Consider the following 20,250-nt stretch of genomic DNA (forward strand, 5'->3'; position numbering starts at 1 on the left):
GGTAACCTGGATGAGTATAGAAAATGGCAGGGGCGGCTGGATTCGAACCAACGCATGGCAGGATCAAAACCTGCTGCCTTACCGCTTGGCGACGCCCCTGTATCTGTTGCATCAAGTGCCGAGCACTTGGTTCCTTTAGAGCAGACTTTGCAGCTTGCGGTGCAACATCGAAACGTTGCTGCCTTTCGCTACAAACCCTGTAAGGGTCTCTGTCAGAAGGGCCGAGACTTTATCAGCTTCAGCTTTGCTTGGGAAGCCCCCAAACACACAACTTCCAGTTCCGGTGAGTTTTGCTTCGGTAAATTTACCTAACAAATCCAATGCGTTACGTACTTCTGGATAACGCCTTGCAACCACCGGCAAGCAGTCATTTCGACTGTTTCCCTCGGGAACGGGGCGCACTTTAATGGGCGGCGTGTTACGTGTCAACAAAGGATCGGAAAAAATTTCTGCCGTACTAACAGAGACTTGCGGCACGAGCACCAGATACCACGGTTCTTCGGGATCCACCGGGGTGAGTTTCTCGCCCACGCCCTCGGCAAACGCCGCATGGCCACGGACGAATACCGGCACGTCAGCGCCAAGCGTCAGGCCCAGTGCGGCCAGGCGATCTTCATCCCAACCCAGCTGCCACAAATGATTCAGGCCGAGCAAAGTCGTCGCAGCATTCGAACTGCCGCCACCGATGCCGCCGCCCATGGGCAGGACTTTATCAATCCAGATGTCGATGCCGAGCGGGCAAGCGGATTGTTGCTGGAGCATTTTCGCCGCGCGCACGATCAGGTTGCTGTCGTGAGGCACGCCTTCGAATTCGGTGTGCAACTGAATCACGCCGTCATCGCGCACGGCAAAGGTGATTTCATCGCCGTAATCGACAAACTGAAACAAAGTCTGCAACTCGTGATAACCGTCTTCACGACGACCGAGAATATGCAGCATCAGATTGAGTTTGGCTGGCGAGGGCAGCGTCAGACGTGCAGCGGTCATGCGTTATTGCCCCAGCTTGCGCGGTTGCCAGGTCTTGATCACCAGCGTCACGTCGAGGTCGGTGCCGTGCAGCTTGATGCGCTCAGGCAACCAGTAACCATTCTGTTCGGTGTAAGCGGTGTATTCGACTTTCCAGCCATCCTGTTCAAGGCTGGCCAAACGGCTGTTGGCGTCCAGATTCAGGCGACTTTTAGTGTCTGGAGCCGGCAGGCCACGTACCCACCAGGCCAGATTCGACACCGGCAACTTCCAGCCAAGCTGCTCTTCGAGCAAAGCTTCCGGCGATTGCGATTCGTAGCGGCCCTGATTGGCGACTTCCAGTGACACCTTGCCCGGACGCCCGGTCAGGCGTGCCGCGCCACGACCCAGCGGGCCGGACAGGCGAATGTCGTAGTAGTCCTGACGTTGCAGCCAGAACAGCGTGCCGCTACCGGAATCCTTTGGCGCACGGATGCCGATCTTGCCGTCGATCTGCCAGCCGTCGAGGCCGGTCAGTTGCTGTTTGTTCGCGGCCCATTGAGCCGGGCTGCCGTGGCCCTCGACCGATTCGCGAGTGCCAAAACCCGAGCAGCCGGCGAGCAGGGCGATGAAGCTGAAAACAATAACGTGGCGCAAAAACATGAGTTAAAGAGTCTCGGATCCGGTCAGGCGCTTGATGGTGCTGCGCAGAATGGTGCTGTCGGGCTGATCCTTGAGGAATTTGCCCCAGATTTGTTTGGCTTCGCGTTGGTTGCCCTTGGTCCACAACACTTCACCGAGGTGGGCGGCGACTTCGTGATCAGGGAAACGCTCCAGTGCTTGACGCAGATATTTCTCGGCGTCATCCAGATTGCCCATGCGGTAATTCACCCAGCCGAGGCTGTCGAGTACGGCCGGATCTTCCGGATTGATCTGATGCGCCTGTTCGATCAGCGCTTTCGCTTCAGCGTAGCGTGTGGTGCGATCGGACAGGGTGTAGCCCAAGGCGTTCAGCGCCATGGCGTTGTCCGGATCGCGCTTGATGATCAGGCGCAGATCTTTTTCCATCTGCGCCAGGTCATTGCGTTTTTCCGCGAGCATCGCCCGGGTGTAAAGCAGATTCAGATCGTCCGGGTATTGCTGCAAAGCTTGTTGCAGGACTTTCCAGGCTTTGTCGTCCTGTTTGTTGGCCGACAGGGTTTCCGATTCGATCAGGTACAACTGAATCGCGTAATCCGGTTGCTCATCACGCTGGGCGGCGAGTTTGCTTTGCGCTTCAGCGGTCTTGCCGTTGTTCATCAGAATATCGGCCTGACGCAATTGCGCCGGCAGATAATCGTTGCCCGGGCCGACCTGGGCGTATTCGATGAGGGCGCCTTGCGGGTCATTGCGCTCTTCGGCGATGCGGCCCAGATTCAGGTGTGCCGAATCGACGTGGCTTTCCCGGGCGATCAAGTCTTCCAGATAACCTTTGGCCTCGTCCCAGGCTTTGGCTTCCAGGCAGACCAGCGCCAGCGAGTAACGCAACTCGTCGTCTTCCGGGTATTGCTGAACGAGGCTGGAGAACTCGGCCTTGGCGTCGTCCATGCGGTCCTGTTCGACCAGCATGCGCGCGTAAGTCAGGCGCAGGCGCTTGTCGTCCGGGTACTTCTTGATGCTTTTTTGCAGCAGCGGCAGGGCTTCGTCGCCACGGTTGAGCAACTGAAGCAGGCGTGCGCGCAGCAGAATCGGAGCAATCTCACCGTCTTCCGGTGGATTGTCTTCGAGCAGGGCCAGTGCTGCCTTGTTGTCGCCATCCTGCTGCAAAAGCAGGGCCTTGCCGAAAATCAGTTGGCTGTTGTTCGGATGACGCTGCAGCAAGCGGTCGAAACTTTTCATCAGACCGTTGCGGGTTTCCTGATCGGTATCCGCCGCCGACAGCGCGAGAAAATCGAAATGGGTGTCGCCCTTGCCCTGCAGGACTTTCTCCATATAGACCATGGAGTCGTCATAACGCCCGGCGCGCGCCAGTTGCACGGCAGCGGCGCGTTGCGCTTCGAGGTCGTCCGGAGCGTTTTTCGCCCAGATCAGCGCGGTATCGAGGGCCGGTTGATCGGCGCCCAGATATTCGGCGATACGGAAGGCGCGTTCGGAGACGCCCGGATCCTGGGTATTGATGGCCTGGGTCACGTAGTTGTCCAAGGCAATGTCGAAACGATTGCGCTGGCCGGCGAGTTCGGCGCTCAACAGGCTGAAAACGGTTTCTTCGCTGAACGAGCTGTAAACCTTGGGTTTTTCAGGCGCGGGCGTGGTGTCTTCAACCGGCGACGTACCGTCCGGCGACACGGGGGCCAAGGCCTGGCAGCCGCTGAGGAAGACAAAAGCGAGGAGCAACGCGGAAGATCTATTCATATAGGAAGAGGACGACTAACCTGCGGTCGGATCATCATGACACAAGCCTTCGGCCAAACATAACCGAGACTCAATTGTGCCCATTATAGGGGCTGACGATTGGGACAATAGTCAGCGGTAGTTGTTCTGAATCTTTCGAAGGTGGACAATTGCCGGCTTCACGTCACCATCAGCGACCTTGAATGGCCTTCCTTGCACTCGGTATCAACCACAAGACTGCTTCAGTAGACGTCCGCGAGCGCGTGGCTTTTACTCCTGAACAGCTGGTGGAGGCCTTGCAGCAGCTCTGCCGACTGACCGACAGCCGCGAAGCCGCGATCCTCTCCACCTGCAATCGCAGTGAGCTTTATATAGAACAGGATCAGCTTTCTGCCGATATCGTGCTGCGCTGGCTGGCCGACTATCACCATTTAAGCCTCGATGAGCTGCGCGCGAGTGCTTATGTGCATGAAGATGATGCGGCAGTTCGTCACATGATGCGCGTCGCCTCCGGGCTCGACTCGCTGGTGCTCGGTGAACCGCAGATTCTCGGTCAGATGAAGTCGGCCTACGCCGTGGCCCGCGAGGCCGGCACCATCGGCCCGCTGTTGGGGCGGCTATTCCAGGCAACGTTCAATGCCGCCAAGCAGGTGCGCACCGACACGGCGATCGGTGAAAACCCGGTTTCCGTGGCGTTTGCCGCGGTAAGCCTGGCGAAACAGATTTTCAGTGATTTGCAGCGCAGCCAGGCTCTGTTGATCGGCGCAGGCGAGACCATCACCCTGGTCGCCCGCCATTTGCACGAGCTGGGCGTCAAGCGCATCGTCGTTGCCAACCGCACCCTTGAACGCGCCAGTCTGCTGGCCGAACAGTTCGGCGCCCACGCGGTGTTGCTCTCGGACATCCCGGCCGAACTGGTGCGCAGTGACATCGTTATCAGTTCCACCGCCAGTCAGTTGCCGATTCTTGGCAAGGGCGCGGTCGAGAGCGCATTGAAGCTGCGCAAGCACAAACCGATTTTCATGGTCGACATTGCCGTTCCCCGCGACATCGAGCCGGAAGTCGGCGAGTTGGACGACGTTTACCTCTACAGCGTCGACGATCTCCACGAAGTGGTCGCCGAAAACCTCAAGAGCCGTCAGGGTGCCGCGCAAGCGGCCGAAGAGATGGTGTCGGTCGGTGCCGACGATTTCATGGTGCGCCTGCGCGAGCTGGCGGCGGTCGACGTGCTCAAGGCCTATCGTCAACAGAGCGAACGCCTGCGCGATGAGGAGCTGCAAAAAGCCCTGCGCCTGCTGGCCAATGGCGGCAACGCCGAAGAGGTGCTCGGGCAATTGGCCCGTGGCCTGACCAATAAACTGTTGCACGCGCCCAGCGTGCAACTGAAAAAGCTTTCTGCCGAAGGCCGCCTCGATGCGCTGGCCATGGCCCAGGAACTCTTTGCCCTTGAGGGCTCACCGGATAGCTTTTCGGATAAAAAACCGCAATGAAAGCGTCACTGCTCAATAAGCTGGATGTGCTCCAGGACCGATTCGAGGAACTGACCGCGCTGCTCGGCGACGGCGAAGTCATTGCCGATCAAACCAGATTCCGCGCCTATTCCAAGGAATACGCCGAACTCGAGCCGGTCGTACACGCCTATAAAAAGCTGCTCGGCGTACAAAGCGATCTTGAAGGCGCGCAGGCGCTGCTCAAGGACAACGACCCGGACATGCGCGAAATGGCCGTGGAAGAAGTCCGCGAAGCCAAAGAATTGCTGGTGACCCTGGAAGACGATCTGCAACGCATGTTGCTGCCCAAGGATCCGAATGACGGGCGCAACGTGTACCTCGAAATTCGCGCCGGCACCGGTGGTGACGAGGCGGCGATCTTTTCCGGCGACCTGTTCCGCATGTACTCGCGTTATGCCGAGCGTCGTGGCTGGCGTGTCGAGATTCTTTCGGCAAACGAAGGCGAACACGGTGGCTATAAAGAAGTCATCGCGCGCATTGAAGGCGACAACGTCTACGGCAAGCTGAAGTTCGAATCCGGGGCGCACCGCGTACAGCGCGTACCCGCCACCGAATCCCAGGGCCGTATCCACACCTCGGCCTGCACCGTCGCGGTGTTGCCCGAGCCGGACGAGCGCGAAGCCATCGAGATCAACCCGGCGGATTTGCGCGTCGACACTTACCGTTCCTCCGGGGCCGGTGGTCAGCACGTCAACACCACCGATTCGGCGATCCGCATCACGCACATACCGACCGGCACCGTCGTCGAGTGTCAGGAAGAACGTTCCCAGCACAAGAACCGTGCCCGGGCGATGGCCTGGCTGTCGGCCAAGCTCAACGATCAGCAAACCGCCGCGGCGGCCAATGCCATCGCCAGCGAGCGTAAATTGCTCGTTGGTTCCGGCGACCGTTCCGAGCGTATCCGCACCTACAACTATGCCCAGGGCCGGGTCACCGACCATCGCGTCAACCTGACCCTGTACTCGCTGGATGAAATTCTTGCCGGTGGCGTTGAAGCGGTAATCGAGCCGTTGCTGGCCGAATACCAGGCTGACCAACTCGCCGCGATAGGTGAATAAATGACCATCATTGCCAGCCTGTTGCGCGCCGCCGAACTGCCGGATTCACCGACGGCGCGTCTGGATGCCGAATTGCTTCTGGCCGCTGCGCTGGGCAAGTCGCGCAGTTTTCTGCACACCTGGCCCGAGCGCATCGTGCCGAGTGAGGCGGCGCTGACGTTTGCCGAGTACCTGCAACGTCGTCGTGGCGGCGAGCCGGTGGCCTACATTCTCGGCCAGCAAGGTTTCTGGAAACTCGATCTGGAAGTCGCACCGCACACGCTGATCCCGCGCCCGGACACTGAACTGCTAGTGGAAGCGGCGCTGGAATTGCTGCCCGCGACCCCGGCGAAAGTGCTCGATCTCGGCACTGGCAGTGGCGCAATTGCGTTGGCTTTGGCCAGCGAACGTCCGGCGTGGAAAGTCACTGCGGTGGATCGCGTGCTCGAAGCCGTTGCCTTGGCCGAGCGTAATCGTCAGCGCCTGCATTTGAACAACGCCACCGTGCTGAGCAGCCATTGGTTTAGCGCGCTGGCAGGTCAGCGTTTCCAGTTGATCATCAGTAACCCGCCGTACATTGCCGCCGCCGATCCGCATCTGGTCGAAGGCGATGTGCGCTTCGAACCGGCCAGCGCACTGGTCGCCGGTGAAGACGGGCTCGACGATCTGCGTCTGATCGTCGCCCAGGCACCGGAGCATCTGCAGACCGGTGGCTGGCTGATGCTCGAACACGGCTATGATCAAGCCGAAGCCGTGCGCGATCTGCTGCTGACGCGCGGTTTTGAAGAAGTCCACAGCCGCACCGATCTGGGCGGCCATCAACGCATCAGTCTGGGACGCCTGCCGTGCTGAATGATCAGGAATTGCTGCGCTACAGCCGGCAGATTCTGCTGCAACACATCGATATCGACGGGCAATTGAAGCTCAAAGACAGTCGCGTGTTGATCGTCGGCCTCGGCGGTCTCGGCGCGCCGGTTGCCTTGTATCTGGCGGCGGCGGGTGTCGGCGAGTTGCATCTGGCGGATTTCGACACGGTCGACCTGACCAACCTGCAACGCCAGATCATTCATGACACCGACAGCGTCGGGATGAGCAAGGTCGATTCGGCGCTCAAGCGTTTGAGTGCGATCAACCCAGAGATTCAATTGATCGCCCATCGTCAGGCGCTGGACGAGGATTCTCTCGCGGCTGCCGTGGCGGCGGTGGATCTGGTGCTCGACTGTTCCGATAACTTTTCCACCCGCGAAGCGGTCAACGCTGCCTGTGTGGCCGCGTGCAAACCGTTGGTCAGCGGCGCGGCGATTCGTCTGGAAGGGCAGTTGTCGGTGTTCGATCCGCGTCGCGCCGAGAGCCCGTGTTACCACTGTTTATACGGCCACGGCAGCGAAGCTGAACTGACCTGCAGCGAGGCCGGTGTGGTCGGGCCGCTGGTCGGTCTGGTCGGCAGCCTGCAAGCGCTTGAGGCCTTGAAGGTCTTGGTCGGTTTCGGTGAACCGCTGGTGGGGCGCTTGCTGTTGATCGATGCCTTGGGGTCGCGTTTCCGTGAGCTGCGGGTCAAGCGTGATCCGGGTTGCAGCGTCTGTGGTTCGCGCCATGCGTGAAGCGCCGATCGGCGTATTCGACTCCGGTGTCGGCGGCTTGTCGGTCCTGGCAGAAATCCAGCGCTTGCTGCCCAATGAATCGCTGCTCTATGTCGCCGATTGCGGGCACATTCCCTACGGTGAGAAAACCCCGGAGTTCATCCGCCAGCGCTGCAGCGTGATGGCCGGGTTTTTCCGCGAGCAGGGCGCCAAGGCCTTGGTCATCGCGTGTAATACCGCGACGGTCGCAGGTGTCGCCGATCTACGCCGTGATTTTCCCGACTGGCCGCTGGTCGGCATGGAGCCTGCGGTCAAACCGGCGGCAGCCGCGACACGCAGCGGGGTGGTCGGCGTGCTCGCCACTACCGGGACGTTGCAGAGCGCCAAGTTCGCCGCGCTGCTTGATCGCTTCGCCACCGACGTGCGCGTGGTTACCCAGCCGTGCCCCGGTCTGGTCGAGCTGATTGAAAGCGGCGATCTGCACAGCGCCGAGCTGCGCCAGTTGCTGCAGGGGTATGTCGAGCCGCTGCTGGCCAGCGGTTGCGACACGATTATTCTTGGTTGCACGCACTATCCCTTTCTCAAGCCGATGCTCAAGTCGATGCTCCCCGAGGACATCAGCCTGATCGATACCGGCGCTGCCGTGGCGCGGCAACTGCAGCGGCTTTTGGCGGAGCGCGATTTACTCGCTGCCGGCCCGAACCAGCCGGTCAGATTCTGGACCAGCGCTGATCCTGCGTACTTGAAAAACATCTTGCCGCTGCTGGGACAAAACGCTGGCGAAGTGCAAAACTTCGACTTGTAAAAAAATTGTGAAATAACTAAAAAATCAGCTGAACTTCTGAGCAGGCGCTAGCTTCTATAGCGAAGAGTTACCTAGAAAACCAAACGATCGTTCCGGAAAAGGAAGTTTCAACGTGAAGCGACTATTCTGCTTGGCCGCGATTGCGGCCGCACTGATGGGGCAAAGTTTTACTGCACAAGCGGCAGGCGTGGAGTTCGCAGTGGGGGCCACCAGCGACTCGACGATGACATACCGCCTGGGCATGAATTTCGACTGGGACAAGAGCTGGCTGCAGAGTGACGTTGGTCGCCTGACCGGTTACTGGAGCGGCGCCTACACCTACTGGGAAGGCGACAAGACCTCCAGTAACAACAGCCTGTCGTTCTCGCCGGTCTTTGTTTACGAATTTGCCGGTCAATCGGTGAAACCGTATGTCGAGGCGGGGATTGGTGTGGCGGCCTTCTCTAACACCAAGTACGAATCCAACAATCTGGGCGGCTCTTTCCAGTTCGAAGACCGCTTCGGTTTTGGTCTGCGTTTCAATGGCGGACATGAAGTCGGGATCCGTGCGACGCACTATTCCAACGCCGGTCTGGCCAGCAGTAACGACGGTGTAGAAAGTTACTCGCTGCATTACACGATGCCGCTCTAACTGATACACACCTGACCCTGTGGGAGCGAGCCTGCTCGCGAAAGCTATTTCACATTCAACGAAGATGTTGAATTGAAGAGCGCTTTCGCGAGCAGGCTCGCTCCCACATTTGGTTTGGGGTGTTCTTGAGGTCAGCGGTAAGCGGTCGTGATGCCTTTGCGCTCTTCAATGCATTCCGGCGCGCCCATTTCGAACTCGCGGCAGATCAGCGGACGTTTCTCATAGATCGTGCACATCATGCTGTCGCGATCCAGCGCTGCACACCAGCCATCGTCCAGACGCAGCATCACTTCACCGCCCCACTCATCGGTATCGATAAAGCGATCAGGCACGCCGGTGTCGGTGATCAGCATCACTTCGAGCTGACAGCAGCAGGCTGCGCAGGTCGAGCAGGTAACGGCCGGTTCGGCGATTTGCTGGTGGGGGATGGTTTTCATGGCGCCAGTGTAAGGCAGCGACCGAGGCGTGTGTGAAAGGTCTGACAGACGCTCACTGACTTAAGCGCCGAGCCATCACATGCAGCAACGGAAACAGCAGCGCCCAGAGCAGGCCGATGCCGATCAGCGTCGGCCACTCGCCGTAGGGAAAAGCCACACCGGCCAGTCGCCCGCCGCCGTAGTACGACAACGCCCCGCCAACAGCACCGAGTGCACTCGCCAGCCACCAGGGCCGCGCGCTCCAGGCCAGGCAATGACGCAAGGTGGTCGCGAGCAACGCCCACAGCAACATTAGCCACAACGGAATCAGCGGCGACAGGTCCTGAAATTCGAACACACCCGCCGCGCGCAAAATGCTATCGACCGCCGTGCCGACAATCACCACGCTCAACATCAAACGGCCCTCGGCCGCCCAACTGCTGATCCAGCGCAGATGAATCACCAGCACCGCCAACGCCAGCAGCAACCACAAGCTGTTGCCGCCGAGCACGCAGGTCAGCCAGCCAATCTGGAACAAAACGGCATTGGCGACACGCTCAAGCATCGAAGCGGCCGAGCAACGGTGCGGGCATCGCGGCCGGTTTGGCCAGCAACAGTTGCGCCGTGCCGATGGTGCGTTCGAGGAAGCCGCCCTCGCAGTAGCACAGGTAAAACTCCCACAGCCGCAGGAAATAGTCGTCGTAACCCAACTCGCTCAAACGGCCATGGGCGCGACGGAAGTTCTCGTGCCACAAGCGCAGTGTACGCGCGTAATGCAGGCCAAAATCTTCCATGTGCAGCAGGTTCATATCGGTGTCGCGGCTGACCACTTCGAGCATCTTCTGCACGCAGGGCAGGGCGCCGCCGGGGAAGATGTACCGCTGGATGAAATCGACGCCGCGCTTGGCCTGTTCATAGCGCTGCTCACGAATGGTGATCGCCTGAATCAGCATCAGGCCGTTGCTCTTGAGCAGGTGCGCGCACTGTTTGAAGTAGGTCGGCAGGAAGCGATGACCGACCGCTTCGATCATCTCGATCGACACCAGTTTGTCGTACTCGCCAGTGAGGTCGCGGTAGTCCTTGAGCAACAGCGTGACCTGATCCTGCAAACCGAGTTGTTCAATGCGTTGCGCGGTAAACGCGTACTGCTCTTTCGACAGGGTCGTGGTGGTCACGCGGCAGCCGTAATGTTGCGCGGCGTAGAGCGCCATGCTGCCCCAACCGGTGCCGATCTCGAGCAAATGGTCGCCGGGCTTGAGCGCGAGTTTCTGGCAGATCCGCTCCAGCTTGTTCAGTTGCGCCTGTTCGAGGCTGTCTTCAGGGGTGAGGAATTGCGCCGCCGAATACATCATGGTCGGGTCGAGAAACTGCTCGAACAGATCATTGCCGAGGTCGTAATGCGCGGCGATGTTTTTCTGCGAGCCCTTGCGCGTGTTGCGGTTGAGCCAGTGCAAGCCTTGCACCAACGGCCGGCCGAGGCGGGCCAGACCGCCCTCCATCGCGTCGAGCACCTCAAGGTTACTGACAAACACGCGCACCACTGCGGTCAGGTCCGGCGAACTCCAGTAGCCGTGGATAAACGCCTCGCCAGCGCCGATGGAACCGTTGCCGGCGACCATGCCCCAGACGGCCGGATCGGCCACATGAATTTCCCCGAGCAACGGGCTGCCCGGGGTGCCGAACATCAGGCGTTCGCCATCCTCGACCACCAACAGTTGCCCGTGTTTGAGCTGGCCTAACTGGCGCAATACGCCCCGGCGCAACAGCGAACCGGTCAAACCGTTAGTGCTGAGCCGACTGACCGACAGGCTAGAGGATTTCATGGCGGTGCTCCTTGGGAGGCACAGTGGCGGTTTGAAAGCTGCCGTCGGCAGCCTGATGAGCAAAAATCGGTGCGCGTTTGAGCAGCAGTCGCAGCGCTTGCCAGTAGATCGCCAAGGCGGTTTTCGCGGTCATCCACGGGAAGCGGCGCAAATACCGATGCAGGCTCTGGCGATCGAGGGTTTCGCGCTGCAGATTGAGCGTGGCGTCGAACAGTTTGTCCTCGCCCTGCCAGTCAGCCATGTGCACGCCGAGGTTTTGCGCGGCGGGACTGAAGCTCATGCGGTATTCGAGATCGCGTGGCAGAAACGGCGAGACGTGAAACGCCTTGGCCACGGCGAAGTGCTGATGAAAATCCTGCAGGTTGGCGGGCGTACGCGCCGGCAGCACATAGTGGTAGCGCTCGCGCCACGGGGTATTGGTGACCTCGCAGACAATCGCCGCCAGTTGCCCGTCAGCCTCGTGGCAATAAAAGAAACTCACCGGGTTGAACGACAAGCCCCAACTGCGGGCCTGGGTCAGCAGGCAAATCGCGCCTTGCGGCTCATGGCCGATGGCGGCACCAACCTGCCGGCGCACGGCATCGATCAAACGCACACCTCGACCGGTGAAGGTCTTCAGGTAGTCGGTCTCGCGAAAGGAGAACGGCGCAAAGCGGCTGCGCCCCGCCAATGGCGACAACGCCAGCACCGCGTCCTGTTCGCTCAGATCGAGGTAGAGCAAACCGATCTTGTAGCGAAACGCATGCGGGCGCGGCGAAAAGCGTCGATGGCCGATCCAGCCGCTGTAGAGGGCGCTGTTCATAAGGTTTCCCCGAACGCCGACGCCACGCGCAACGCGCTGACCACGCCGTCTTCATGAAAACCATTGGCCCAGTAGGCGCCGCAATAGTGGGTGTGCTGCGCGCCGTCCAGTTCTGCCCAGCGATGTTGTGCCGCCACCGCCGCGAGGCTGTATTGCGGGTGAGCGTAGGTGTATCTGGCGAGCACTTGGGCCGGGCTGATGCCGGCGCTCTGATTGAGGCTGACGCAGAACGTGGTGTCGCTCTGAATGCCTTGCAGAATGTTCATGTCATAGGTGACGGCGGCGTGGGTATGGCCGGCGCCACTGAGGCGATAGTTCCAACTGGCCCAGGCCAGTTTGCGACTGGGCAGCAGGCGCGTGTCGGTGTGCAGCACCACTTCATTGTCGGCGTAGGGCAGGGCGCCGAGAATCGCCCGTTCGGCATCGCTCGGGATCGCCAGCAGTTGCAACGCTTGATCGCTGTGGCAGGCGAACACCACTTTGTCGAAATGCTCGATGCCCGCCGGGCTGTGGATAACCACGCCGTGTTCATCGCGATCAACCCGGGTCACCGCGCAGTTGAGGCGAATGTTTTCTTTGAACGAAGCTGTCAGTGGTGCGATGTAGGCACTGGAACCGCCCTCGATGACGCGCCATTGCGGGCGGTTGCTGACCGACAACAATCCGTGATTCTTGAAGAAGCGCACGAAGAATTGCAGCGGGAAGTTGAGCATCTCGGCCATCGGCATCGACCAGATCGCCGCACCCATCGGCACGATGTAATGGAGGATGAAACGCTCGCCGTAGTTGCCTGCTTTCAAGTAATCGTCGAGGGTCATGTCGCTGGAAATGCGCAGTTCGGCGAGGTCACGCTGGGCTTCTTTATTGAAGCGCAGAATGTCGCGCAACATGCCCCAGAAGCCGGGCGAGAACAGATTGCTGCGCTGGGCGAACAGGCTGTTGAGGTTGTTGCCGTTGTATTCCAGGCCGGTGTCCGGGTCGGTCACCGAAAAACTCATTTCGGTGGCCTTGAACGGCACGCCAAGCTGGTCGAGCAGGCGAATGAAGTTCGGATAGGTCCAGTCGTTGAACACGATGAACCCAGTGTCCACCGCGTACTGGCGACCGTCGACCGTCACCTCGACCGTGTGCGTGTGGCCGCCGACCCAGTCACTGGCCTCGAACACCGTGACGTCGTGGCGGCGATTGAGCAGGTAGGCGCAGGTGAGCCCCGCTATCCCGCTGCCGACGATGGCGATTTTCACGCTGGATCCTGCAGCGGTGGCGGCTTGCGCACCATGCGCTTGCCAATCGCCAGTTGTGCGCGGGCCGGGAGTTTCGACAACGGCCACAGCGCGGCCATGAACAGTGCCGGGAAGGCGATTTCCAGTGGCCGATCCTTGAGCTTGGCGAAGATGTGCCGCGCGGCTTTATCCACAGGCCAGCTCAGCGGCATCGGGAAATCGTTTTTGGCGGTCAGCGGGGTTTCGACGAAACCCGGGCTGACCACGGTGACTTCAATGCCTTCGTCCGCCAGATCGATGCGCAACGATTCGAACAGATAGCGCAGCCCGGCCTTCGATGCACCGTAAGCTTCGGCTCTGGGCAGTGGCAGATACGTCACCGAACTGGCCACGCCGACCAGATGCGGCGCAGTGCCTTTGCGCAACAACGGCAGGGCGGCTTCGATGCAATAGCTGCTGGCGAGCAGATTAGTGCGCACCACATGTTCGACGATCGAGGCATCGAACTGCTTGGCATCGACGTATTCACAGGTGCCGGCATTGAGGATCACCGAGTCCAGCGATCCCCAGTCCTCGCTGATCTGCTCGCCGATTTCGCGGACGGTCTGACTGTTGGTCAAATCCCCCGGCACCACCAATACCTGGCCGGGGTAACGCAGCGACAACACTTTGAGTGGCGGCACCTGACGCGCACTCACGGCCAGATGTGCACCGGTCTTGAGGATTTCTTCAGCCAGCGCCGCGCCGATGCCACTGCTGGCCCCGGTCAACCAATAGCGCCGTGGAGGTGTACGACTCATCCCATTCTCCTTTTTAGCCAGGCGATAACCCGGCCCAATACGGGTAAATGCTCATACAACAGCGCCCCGGCATCGAAATAGTCCCGGTGGCGATAAACCTTGTCGTGCCATAGCAGATGCGAACAGCCGCTGACGCGAATCACCTGGCCAGCGGCCAGGCGCGAATGGCGATAACTCATGACCCAGCGCAGGTAACCTTCGCCCTCGCCAACCTGGTCGTACCCATGAAAATCGAAACGCAGCTCGCTGACGTTGGCGTACAGCGCCTGGAAATAGTCGCGCAACTGCGCCAGCCCCTGCACTTCGTGCAACGGGTCAGTGAAGTGAATGTCATCGCTGTACAGCTCGCCCAAGCGGTGCAGGTTGTCTTTGTTCAACTCGCAGAATTGTTGAGCGAAGCGGCGCAGGAATTCACTCATCTGCGCCTCCTGTCGCGGCGCGCGAAGGCAGGTTCTTGAACGCCGCCAAGGCGCGCTCGCGTGAGGCACTGAGGTTGACGATGGGCGATGGGTAATCGGCGACGCCAAACAGCCCGCCGAGGTTAGCCGGGTTGTGTATTTCCTTCTTGTTCAGCCCGGCCAGTTGCGGCAGCCAGTGCTTGATGAACAGGCCTTCGCTGTCGAATTTTTCCGACTGGCTCAGCGGGTTGAAGATGCGGAAATACGGCGCCGAATCGGTGCCGGTCGAAGCGCTCCACTGCCAACCACCGTTGTTTGCGGCCAAGTCGCCGTCGATCAAATGGCGCATGAAAAAGCGTTCGCCTTCGCGCCAGTCGATCAGCAGGTTTTTGGTCAGGAACATCGCCACGACCATGCGCAGGCGGTTGTGCATCCAGCCGGTTTCGAGCAGTTGGCGCATGGCCGCATCGATGATCGGCAGACCGGTGCGCGCCTCTTGCCAGGCGGCCAGTTCGTCCGGCGCATCACGCCAGGCCAGCGCTTCGGTTTCCGGGCGAAAGGCGCGGTGACGTGACACCCGTGGATAGCCGACCAGAATGTGTTTGTAGAACTCGCGCCACAGCAGTTCGTTGATCCAGGTGACCGCGCCAACCTTGCCGCTTTCGAACTCGCCCTGATTGCTTTGCAGGGCTGCGTGCAGGCATTGACGCGGCGAAATCACCCCGGCGGCGAGATAGGCCGAGAGTTGGCTGGTGCCGGGTTTGGCCGGGAAGTCGCGCTCGCTTTGGTAGTAATCGATCTGCGCGTCGGCGAAGGTGTCGAGGCGGCGTTGCGCTTCCTTTTCACCGGCGGGCCACAGGGTGCGCAGCGCTTCGCTCGGGGTGGCGAAGCCTTTGACGGCGTCGGGAATCGGATCGCTTGCCAGCTTCAGGGCGGCCTGTTTGCCGGGGGCTTTTACCAAGGCTGGCATCGAGCGGTGCAGGCGTTCATAGCAGACCTTGCGGAACTGACTGAACACTTGAAAGTAGGTGCCGGTTTTGGTCAGTACCGTGCCCGGTTTGAACAGTAACTGATCGAGGTAGCTGTAAAAATCGATGCCTTCGGCCTTGAGGGTTTCGGCCACCAGGGCATCGCGACGGCTTTCGTGGACACCGTACTCTTCGTTGACATGCACCGCGTCGATCTGCAACTGCTGGCAGAGTTTGAGCAGTTCCGCCGGGGCTTGATCCCAATGTTCAGCGCTGCGAATCAGCAGGGGAATGTTTAGTGCGCCGAGGCTTTTGCTCAGTTGCTGCAGATTGCGCAACCAGAAATCGACCTTGCACGGTGCATCGTCATGTTCCAGCCACTGCTGTGGGCTCAACAGATACACCGCCACCGTCGGGCCGCGGGCTGCCGCGGCCGCGAGCGCGGTGTTGTCATGTTGGCGCAAGTCGCTGCGCAGCCAGATCAATTGCATGAGATCAAATCCTTCATTAAATCAGCCCACGCTGAACCAGTACCTGATGCGCCGACAGCGCGTCTTCAGCCAGGTACAAATCGGTCATCTCGGCAGTTCTTACGGACAACTCGGCGTGGTGGATGCATACCGTTGGTCCGACAAGCATTTTTGTACAACTGATGCCGCTCAATTGCTTCGGCAACTGCGCAATTTGCATGGCTTTGCTGGAATACAGCAGTACGCCACGGGCCTGCAGATGTTCAACCGCCAGGGCCATTTCTCCCGCTGGCAACGGCCAGTCAAATACCTGCACCGGGCAATCCGCGCTGCTGATCAGCCACGCGCATAGCCACAGGTGAGGTTCCAGTGTCAGGTCGGAATGGTTGATCAACAGCAAGGGCGCGGTGTGTAACTGACGATTGTTATGGTAGATGCGTGCGCCGAATTTGCTGCGCAACCAGGAAAAAAAGAACACCCGCTCCATCTGCGCGCCGAACTGGCCCTGCCAGCGTTGTTCGAGTTCGGCCAGCAGCGGCAGCAGCAATTGTTCGCACAGCGTGCGCGGCGGATAGAGCGCCATCGCCTGATTGACGCTGTCGTCGAGGTTGCGTTCGTTGAGTTGACTGACGGCTGTCAGCAAGGTCTGGCGCAACAGTTGCCAATCGTTTTCCACCACGTCGTGGACCGTTTGCGCGGAGTCGAGCAGCGGCTTGACCTGACTCACGGCAACGCCCCGGTTAAGCCAGGTGAGGATGGCCAGAATCCGTTGTACATGCTCGGCGCTGTACAGGCGATGGCCCTTGGGCGTGCGTTGCGGCACGATCAAACCGTAGCGGCGTTCCCACGCGCGCAGGGTGATCGCGTTGACGCCGGTCTGCCGCGCCACTTCGCGGATCGGCAGCCAGCCTTCGTCGAGGGCTTTCTTGAAGTCAGCGCCGAGGTCTTCCTGGGCGCTGCTGTCGGGTTTGTCGTTCATTAGATGGCGTTTCGCAGGCTGAGGTTTTCCGGATGCGGTTGCAGGTAAACCTGTTGCGCGATGTACGGATCAGGGTGTTGGCGAAAGTGATGCTTGAGCAGCGTCAGCGGTACCACCAGCGGCACGATGCCGAGGCGGTACTGGCCGATGACGTGGACCATTTCCTGTTTGTCTTCGGCGCTGATCGCCTGTTTCAGGTAACCGCTGATGTGCTGCAGGACGTTGCTGTGGGTGCCGCGCGTGGCGCATTTTTTCAGCGCCTGCATCAGCTCACTGAAGTAACGCGGGCCGATTTCTGCGGGGTCACTGTGGGCCATGTTGCCGAGCAGCTTGCCGAGGGTTTTGTATTGCAGTGGGTTGTGCGCCATCAGCAGGTATTTGTAGCGCGAGTGAAATTCGGTCAGGGCCCGCCGGCTCAGGCCTTGCGCAAGCAATTGCTGCCAGGCGCTGTAGGCGAAGACGCGGGTGACGAAATTCTCGCGCAGTACCGGATCGTTGAGGCGCCCGGCTTCTTCCACCGGTAAGTCTGGATGCTGCGCACAGAAGGCCTGAGCGTAGATGCCACGCCCGCCGCCATTCACCGGTGCGCCGTTGGCGTGATAGACCTTGACCCGTTCCAGCCCGCAGGACGGCGATTGCTGCATGAAGATGTAGCCGCAGATGTCATTGAGTTCGGCGGCCATTTGCTCGCCGTATTCGGCCAGCGGTTGGGTGACGTTGATCGCGGGGTTAACGCTACCGATAGCCTCGGGACGCTGCGGGTCGCCGACCAGCCGGATCGGTTCGCGCGGAATACCCATGCCGATGGCGACTTCCGGGCACACCGGGGAGAAATCGAAATATTCAGAGAGGGTGCGGCTGCACAGTCGCGATTCTTTGTGCCCGCCGTTGTAGCGCACCTCGGCGCCCATCAGGCAGGCGCTGATGGCAATTTTTGGTTTGGCGGCAGGAAGGTCGGACATAAGCACCTCGAATCTAAACCTGTACACAGAGTTATCTCTGTACAACATTGGTTCAGCATAGATTCAAAGGTATACAAGTCAATTTATTTGTATAAGTTTTTTCGGTTTGTGCGCTAATCCCCTGTGGGCGAGCTTACTCGCGCAAACGGATTAACATTCAACAGATGCATTGGCGGATACACCGCTTTCGCGAGCAGGCTCGCTCCCACAGGGGGCGGTGGTTATTTCCAGCCTTGTAGCCATTCAGCGTTGTTTTGTAGCGTTTGCCAATCGAGGCGTTCGGCGCGCTTGGTGAGCACCGCCTGCAATTCAATTTCCAGCACCGTGCCGTCCTCATCACGGAACAACTCGGTGACCAGAAAATGCTTTTCACGATTTTGCGGGTGCGCTGCTGTCCATTTCGACAGCAGCAATTTGCCAGGATTGATGCGATTCATTGCAGGTGTTCGTGCAAGCGTCGTGCAGCCTCCTGGCCACTGAGCCAGGCGCCTTCGACACGCCCGGACAGGCACCAGTCGCCGCAGGCGTACAAGCCCAGATCGGCATCAGCCAGTGTGCCCCATTCGTGGCTGGTGGCCGGGCGAGCGTAGAGCCAGCGGTGCGCGAGGCTGAACGTGGGGGCGGGCATGGCGTTGTGCAGCAACTCGGCGAAGGCGCCGTGCAATTGCTCGATCACGGCCTCTTTGGACAGATCGATGTGTTGCCGGCTCCAAGTACTGGTGGCGTGCAGCACCCACGTGTCGAGGGTGGTGTCGCGCCCGGGTTTGCTGCGGTTGCGCGCCAGCCAGTCCAGCGGGCTGTCCTGCACGAAGCAACCTTCGATGGGCGTATCCAGCGGGGTTTCGAAGGCGAGGGCGACGGCCCAGGTCGGGTCCATTTTGACCCCGGCGGCGGCGCCGGCCAGTTTCGGTGCGGCGGCCAGCAATGCGGTCGCTTGCGGTGCCGGCGTGGCGATCACCACATGGCTGAAGGGGCCGTGGGTGAAGCCTTCGGCATCCTGCAAGTGCCAGTGCTCTTCACCGCGAAAAACTTCCGTGATGCGGCAGGCGAAATGCACTTCCAGGCCATCGAGCAAGCCACGGGTGATCGCACTCATGCGCGGCGAACCGACCCAGCGGGTCTGCTCGTCGGGCGACAGGTTCAGTTGTCCGCCCTGGCAGGTGTAGAGCTGCGGCGTCCACTCGGCGACCCAGCCCTGGCTTTGCCATCGCTGCACTTCAGTGACGAATCGCCGATCACGGGCGGTGAAATATTGCGCGCCCATGTCCAGCGAACCGGCGTCGCTGCGCTTGCTCGACATGCGCCCGCCGCTGCCGCGGCTTTTGTCGAACAGCTGGACGGTGTGCCCGGTCTCTGTCAGAGCCTGGGCGGCGGAGAGTCCGGCGATGCCGGTGCCGATGATTGCGATAGGTACAGTCATAGGGGCCTCGTTTACCTTTCTGTACAGACTACGCCGTGGTTGAAACCTGTACAATTTTGTTTTTTGGTATAACTTCTAGCGTTCTCGTTCTGACAGCTTGGCCTATGGTTAAACAATAGAGCCTGCCCGTTCGAAAAGATCCCTGTTTATAAAAATAGACTAGTGATCCGGGTAAAACGCCACGCGAGGAAGAAGTCATGCACATATTGCTGACCGGCGGTACTGGTTTGATCGGACGTCAGCTCTGCCGGCACTGGTCAGGGCAGGGGCATCGGCTGACCGTGTGGAGTCGCAAGCCGGAAAAAGTCGCGAAAATCTGCGGTGCGCAGGTGCGTGGAATTGCACGTCTGGAAGATCTCGGCGAGGAAGCTGTCGACGTCATCGTCAACCTTGCCGGCGCACCGATTGCCGATCGGCCGTGGACCCATCGGCGCAAAGCGTTGCTGTGGAGCAGTCGCATCAAACTGACGGAGACGTTGTTGGCCTGGCTCGAAACTCGCGCGCAAAAACCTTCGCTGTTGATCTCCGGTTCGGCGATTGGTTGGTACGGCGATGGCGGCGAGCGTGAACTGACGGAAGACTCGCCGCCGGTAATCGACGACTTCGCCAGTCAGTTGTGCATCGCCTGGGAAGAGACCGCACTGCGCGCCGAAGCGCAGGGCATTCGTGTGGTGCTGGTGCGAACCGGTCTGGTGCTGTCGGCTGAGGGCGGCTTTTTGTCGCGGTTGTTGCTGCCGTTCAAACTCGGGCTTGGCGGGCCTTTGGGCAATGGTCGGCAGTGGATGCCGTGGATTCATATCAACGATCAAATCGCCCTGATTGATTTTCTTCTGCACCGGGATCAGGCCAGTGGTCCTTATAATGCGTGCGCGCCACAACCGGTGCGCAATCGCGAATTTGCCAAAACGCTGGGCAGCGTGTTGCACCGCCCGGCGTTCATGCCGATGCCGACCCTGGCACTGAAGGTCGGCCTCGGTGAGATGTCTTTGTTGTTGCTTGGCGGCCAGAAGGCCATGCCGGCACGCTTGCTGGAAGCGGGTTTCACTTTCCAGTTCACGGATTTACGCGCGGCTCTGGATGATCTCTCCAGCCGCCTCTGAAATAGGACGT

The 20,250-nt window shown here is 60.1% G+C and carries 22 protein-coding genes and 1 tRNA gene; 7 read left to right on the forward strand and 16 right to left on the reverse strand.

What is annotated here, in order from left to right; translation table 11 throughout:
* Positions 1-24 precede the first annotated feature (24 nt).
* From A8O26_RS25495 to A8O26_RS25510, 4 genes are all read right to left on the reverse strand, one after another.
* Positions 25-99, reverse strand: a tRNA-Gln gene (locus A8O26_RS25495).
* A 36-nt stretch (positions 100-135) separates the two neighbouring features.
* Positions 136-987 (reverse strand): 4-(cytidine 5'-diphospho)-2-C-methyl-D-erythritol kinase, encoded by an 852-nt coding sequence (gene ispE / locus A8O26_RS25500; protein ID WP_064120438.1) that lies wholly within the window; start codon positions 985-987, stop codon positions 136-138.
* Positions 988-990: 3 nt separating this feature from the next.
* Positions 991-1,608, reverse strand: coding sequence for a lipoprotein insertase outer membrane protein LolB (gene lolB, locus A8O26_RS25505; RefSeq protein WP_064120439.1), 618 nt, complete (start codon positions 1,606-1,608; stop codon positions 991-993).
* A gap of 3 nt (positions 1,609-1,611) precedes the next feature.
* Positions 1,612-3,336, reverse strand: a complete 1,725-nt coding sequence (locus A8O26_RS25510) for a tetratricopeptide repeat protein (RefSeq protein ID WP_064120440.1) — start codon at positions 3,334-3,336, stop codon at positions 1,612-1,614.
* Positions 3,337-3,518: 182 nt separating this feature from the next.
* Here A8O26_RS25510 and hemA point away from each other — a divergent pair, with 182 nt between their 5' ends.
* From hemA to A8O26_RS25540, 6 genes are all read left to right on the forward strand, one after another.
* On the forward strand, positions 3,519-4,805 hold the full coding sequence (gene hemA / locus A8O26_RS25515) for a glutamyl-tRNA reductase (protein ID WP_064120441.1): 1,287 nt from the start codon (positions 3,519-3,521) through the stop codon (positions 4,803-4,805).
* Complete coding sequence (gene prfA / locus A8O26_RS25520) at positions 4,802-5,884, forward strand: peptide chain release factor 1 (RefSeq protein ID WP_064120442.1); 1,083 nt, start codon at positions 4,802-4,804, stop codon at positions 5,882-5,884. Before hemA ends, prfA begins: the two co-directional genes overlap by 4 nt.
* Positions 5,885-6,715 carry a peptide chain release factor N(5)-glutamine methyltransferase gene (prmC, locus tag A8O26_RS25525; RefSeq protein WP_064120443.1) on the forward strand — a complete coding sequence of 277 codons (831 nt, stop codon included), beginning with the start codon at positions 5,885-5,887 and terminating at the stop codon, positions 6,713-6,715. It abuts the gene before it with no gap.
* Positions 6,709-7,464, forward strand: a complete 756-nt coding sequence (locus A8O26_RS25530) for a molybdopterin-synthase adenylyltransferase MoeB (RefSeq protein WP_064120444.1) — start codon at positions 6,709-6,711, stop codon at positions 7,462-7,464. Before prmC ends, A8O26_RS25530 begins: the two co-directional genes overlap by 7 nt.
* Positions 7,457-8,248: a glutamate racemase gene (murI, locus tag A8O26_RS25535; RefSeq protein WP_064120445.1), complete on the forward strand. Its 792-nt coding sequence runs from the start codon at positions 7,457-7,459 to the stop codon at positions 8,246-8,248. The genes A8O26_RS25530 and murI overlap by 8 nt, the downstream gene beginning before the upstream one ends.
* A 112-nt stretch (positions 8,249-8,360) precedes the next feature.
* Positions 8,361-8,879, forward strand: a complete 519-nt coding sequence (locus A8O26_RS25540) for an acyloxyacyl hydrolase (RefSeq protein ID WP_064120446.1) — start codon at positions 8,361-8,363, stop codon at positions 8,877-8,879.
* A 131-nt stretch (positions 8,880-9,010) separates the two neighbouring features.
* Here the strand turns inward: A8O26_RS25540 and A8O26_RS25545 are convergent, their stop codons facing one another.
* The 12 genes from A8O26_RS25545 to A8O26_RS25600 form a co-directional block, all read right to left on the reverse strand.
* Positions 9,011-9,316, reverse strand: a complete 306-nt coding sequence (locus A8O26_RS25545) for a YkgJ family cysteine cluster protein (RefSeq protein ID WP_064120447.1) — start codon at positions 9,314-9,316, stop codon at positions 9,011-9,013.
* 52 nt (positions 9,317-9,368) lie between these two features.
* Positions 9,369-9,860 carry a DUF2878 domain-containing protein gene (locus tag A8O26_RS25550; protein ID WP_064120448.1) on the reverse strand — a complete coding sequence of 164 codons (492 nt, stop codon included), beginning with the start codon at positions 9,858-9,860 and terminating at the stop codon, positions 9,369-9,371.
* Positions 9,853-11,118, reverse strand: coding sequence for an SAM-dependent methyltransferase (locus A8O26_RS25555; RefSeq protein ID WP_064120449.1), 1,266 nt, complete (start codon positions 11,116-11,118; stop codon positions 9,853-9,855). The genes A8O26_RS25550 and A8O26_RS25555 overlap by 8 nt, the downstream gene beginning before the upstream one ends.
* Positions 11,105-11,920, reverse strand: a complete 816-nt coding sequence (locus A8O26_RS25560) for a DUF1365 domain-containing protein (protein ID WP_064120450.1) — start codon at positions 11,918-11,920, stop codon at positions 11,105-11,107. Before A8O26_RS25560 ends, A8O26_RS25555 begins: the two co-directional genes overlap by 14 nt.
* Entirely contained in the window at positions 11,917-13,164 is a 1,248-nt protein-coding gene (locus tag A8O26_RS25565) for an NAD(P)/FAD-dependent oxidoreductase (RefSeq protein WP_064120451.1), read from the reverse strand. Before A8O26_RS25565 ends, A8O26_RS25560 begins: the two co-directional genes overlap by 4 nt.
* Positions 13,161-13,943 carry an SDR family NAD(P)-dependent oxidoreductase gene (locus tag A8O26_RS25570; RefSeq protein ID WP_064120452.1) on the reverse strand — a complete coding sequence of 261 codons (783 nt, stop codon included), beginning with the start codon at positions 13,941-13,943 and terminating at the stop codon, positions 13,161-13,163. The genes A8O26_RS25565 and A8O26_RS25570 overlap by 4 nt, the downstream gene beginning before the upstream one ends.
* Positions 13,940-14,362: a nuclear transport factor 2 family protein gene (locus A8O26_RS25575; protein WP_064120453.1), complete on the reverse strand. Its 423-nt coding sequence runs from the start codon at positions 14,360-14,362 to the stop codon at positions 13,940-13,942. Before A8O26_RS25575 ends, A8O26_RS25570 begins: the two co-directional genes overlap by 4 nt.
* Positions 14,355-15,800, reverse strand: coding sequence for a deoxyribodipyrimidine photo-lyase (phrB, locus tag A8O26_RS25580; protein ID WP_064120454.1), 1,446 nt, complete (start codon positions 15,798-15,800; stop codon positions 14,355-14,357). The genes A8O26_RS25575 and phrB overlap by 8 nt, the downstream gene beginning before the upstream one ends.
* 16 nt (positions 15,801-15,816) lie before the next feature.
* Positions 15,817-16,758: a MerR family transcriptional regulator gene (locus tag A8O26_RS25585; RefSeq protein WP_064120455.1), complete on the reverse strand. Its 942-nt coding sequence runs from the start codon at positions 16,756-16,758 to the stop codon at positions 15,817-15,819.
* Positions 16,758-17,720 (reverse strand): YbgA family protein, encoded by a 963-nt coding sequence (locus A8O26_RS25590; RefSeq protein ID WP_064120456.1) that lies wholly within the window; start codon positions 17,718-17,720, stop codon positions 16,758-16,760. The genes A8O26_RS25585 and A8O26_RS25590 overlap by 1 nt, the downstream gene beginning before the upstream one ends.
* 221 nt (positions 17,721-17,941) lie before the next feature.
* The gene (locus A8O26_RS25595) at positions 17,942-18,157 is read right to left on the reverse strand and encodes a TIGR02450 family Trp-rich protein (protein WP_064120457.1); all 216 of its coding nucleotides are present in this window, start codon (positions 18,155-18,157) and stop codon (positions 17,942-17,944) included.
* Positions 18,154-19,140 (reverse strand): NAD(P)/FAD-dependent oxidoreductase, encoded by a 987-nt coding sequence (locus A8O26_RS25600; protein ID WP_064120458.1) that lies wholly within the window; start codon positions 19,138-19,140, stop codon positions 18,154-18,156. The genes A8O26_RS25595 and A8O26_RS25600 overlap by 4 nt, the downstream gene beginning before the upstream one ends.
* A 197-nt stretch (positions 19,141-19,337) precedes the next feature.
* Between A8O26_RS25600 and A8O26_RS25605 the strand changes: the two genes are divergently transcribed.
* The gene (locus A8O26_RS25605) at positions 19,338-20,240 is read left to right on the forward strand and encodes a TIGR01777 family oxidoreductase (RefSeq protein WP_064120459.1); all 903 of its coding nucleotides are present in this window, start codon (positions 19,338-19,340) and stop codon (positions 20,238-20,240) included.
* The last annotated feature ends 10 nt before the right edge of the window (positions 20,241-20,250 follow it).

Origin of the sequence: Pseudomonas fluorescens (assembly GCF_001648775.1) — a bacterium.
GTDB lineage: Bacteria > Pseudomonadota > Gammaproteobacteria > Pseudomonadales > Pseudomonadaceae > Aquipseudomonas > Aquipseudomonas fluorescens_M.

Coding starts and splice junctions, on each gene's coding strand:
- A8O26_RS25570 (WP_064120452.1), bottom strand. CDS start 13,943: ATGAGTCGTACACCTCCACGGCGCTATTGGTTGACCGGGGCCAGCAGT.
- A8O26_RS25510 (WP_064120440.1), bottom strand. CDS start 3,336: ATGAATAGATCTTCCGCGTTGCTCCTCGCTTTTGTCTTCCTCAGCGGC.
- A8O26_RS25560 (WP_064120450.1), bottom strand. CDS start 11,920: ATGAACAGCGCCCTCTACAGCGGCTGGATCGGCCATCGACGCTTTTCG.
- A8O26_RS25585 (WP_064120455.1), bottom strand. CDS start 16,758: ATGAACGACAAACCCGACAGCAGCGCCCAGGAAGACCTCGGCGCTGAC.
- A8O26_RS25600 (WP_064120458.1), bottom strand. CDS start 19,140: ATGACTGTACCTATCGCAATCATCGGCACCGGCATCGCCGGACTCTCC.
- A8O26_RS25555 (WP_064120449.1), bottom strand. CDS start 11,118: ATGAAATCCTCTAGCCTGTCGGTCAGTCGGCTCAGCACTAACGGTTTG.
- A8O26_RS25595 (WP_064120457.1), bottom strand. CDS start 18,157: ATGAATCGCATCAATCCTGGCAAATTGCTGCTGTCGAAATGGACAGCA.
- prfA (WP_064120442.1), top strand. CDS start 4,802: ATGAAAGCGTCACTGCTCAATAAGCTGGATGTGCTCCAGGACCGATTC.
- A8O26_RS25575 (WP_064120453.1), bottom strand. CDS start 14,362: ATGAGTGAATTCCTGCGCCGCTTCGCTCAACAATTCTGCGAGTTGAAC.
- A8O26_RS25550 (WP_064120448.1), bottom strand. CDS start 9,860: ATGCTTGAGCGTGTCGCCAATGCCGTTTTGTTCCAGATTGGCTGGCTG.
- lolB (WP_064120439.1), bottom strand. CDS start 1,608: ATGTTTTTGCGCCACGTTATTGTTTTCAGCTTCATCGCCCTGCTCGCC.
- prmC (WP_064120443.1), top strand. CDS start 5,885: ATGACCATCATTGCCAGCCTGTTGCGCGCCGCCGAACTGCCGGATTCA.
- phrB (WP_064120454.1), bottom strand. CDS start 15,800: ATGCAATTGATCTGGCTGCGCAGCGACTTGCGCCAACATGACAACACC.
- hemA (WP_064120441.1), top strand. CDS start 3,519: ATGGCCTTCCTTGCACTCGGTATCAACCACAAGACTGCTTCAGTAGAC.
- ispE (WP_064120438.1), bottom strand. CDS start 987: ATGACCGCTGCACGTCTGACGCTGCCCTCGCCAGCCAAACTCAATCTG.
- A8O26_RS25605 (WP_064120459.1), top strand. CDS start 19,338: ATGCACATATTGCTGACCGGCGGTACTGGTTTGATCGGACGTCAGCTC.
- murI (WP_064120445.1), top strand. CDS start 7,457: ATGCGTGAAGCGCCGATCGGCGTATTCGACTCCGGTGTCGGCGGCTTG.
- A8O26_RS25590 (WP_064120456.1), bottom strand. CDS start 17,720: ATGTCCGACCTTCCTGCCGCCAAACCAAAAATTGCCATCAGCGCCTGC.
- A8O26_RS25545 (WP_064120447.1), bottom strand. CDS start 9,316: ATGAAAACCATCCCCCACCAGCAAATCGCCGAACCGGCCGTTACCTGC.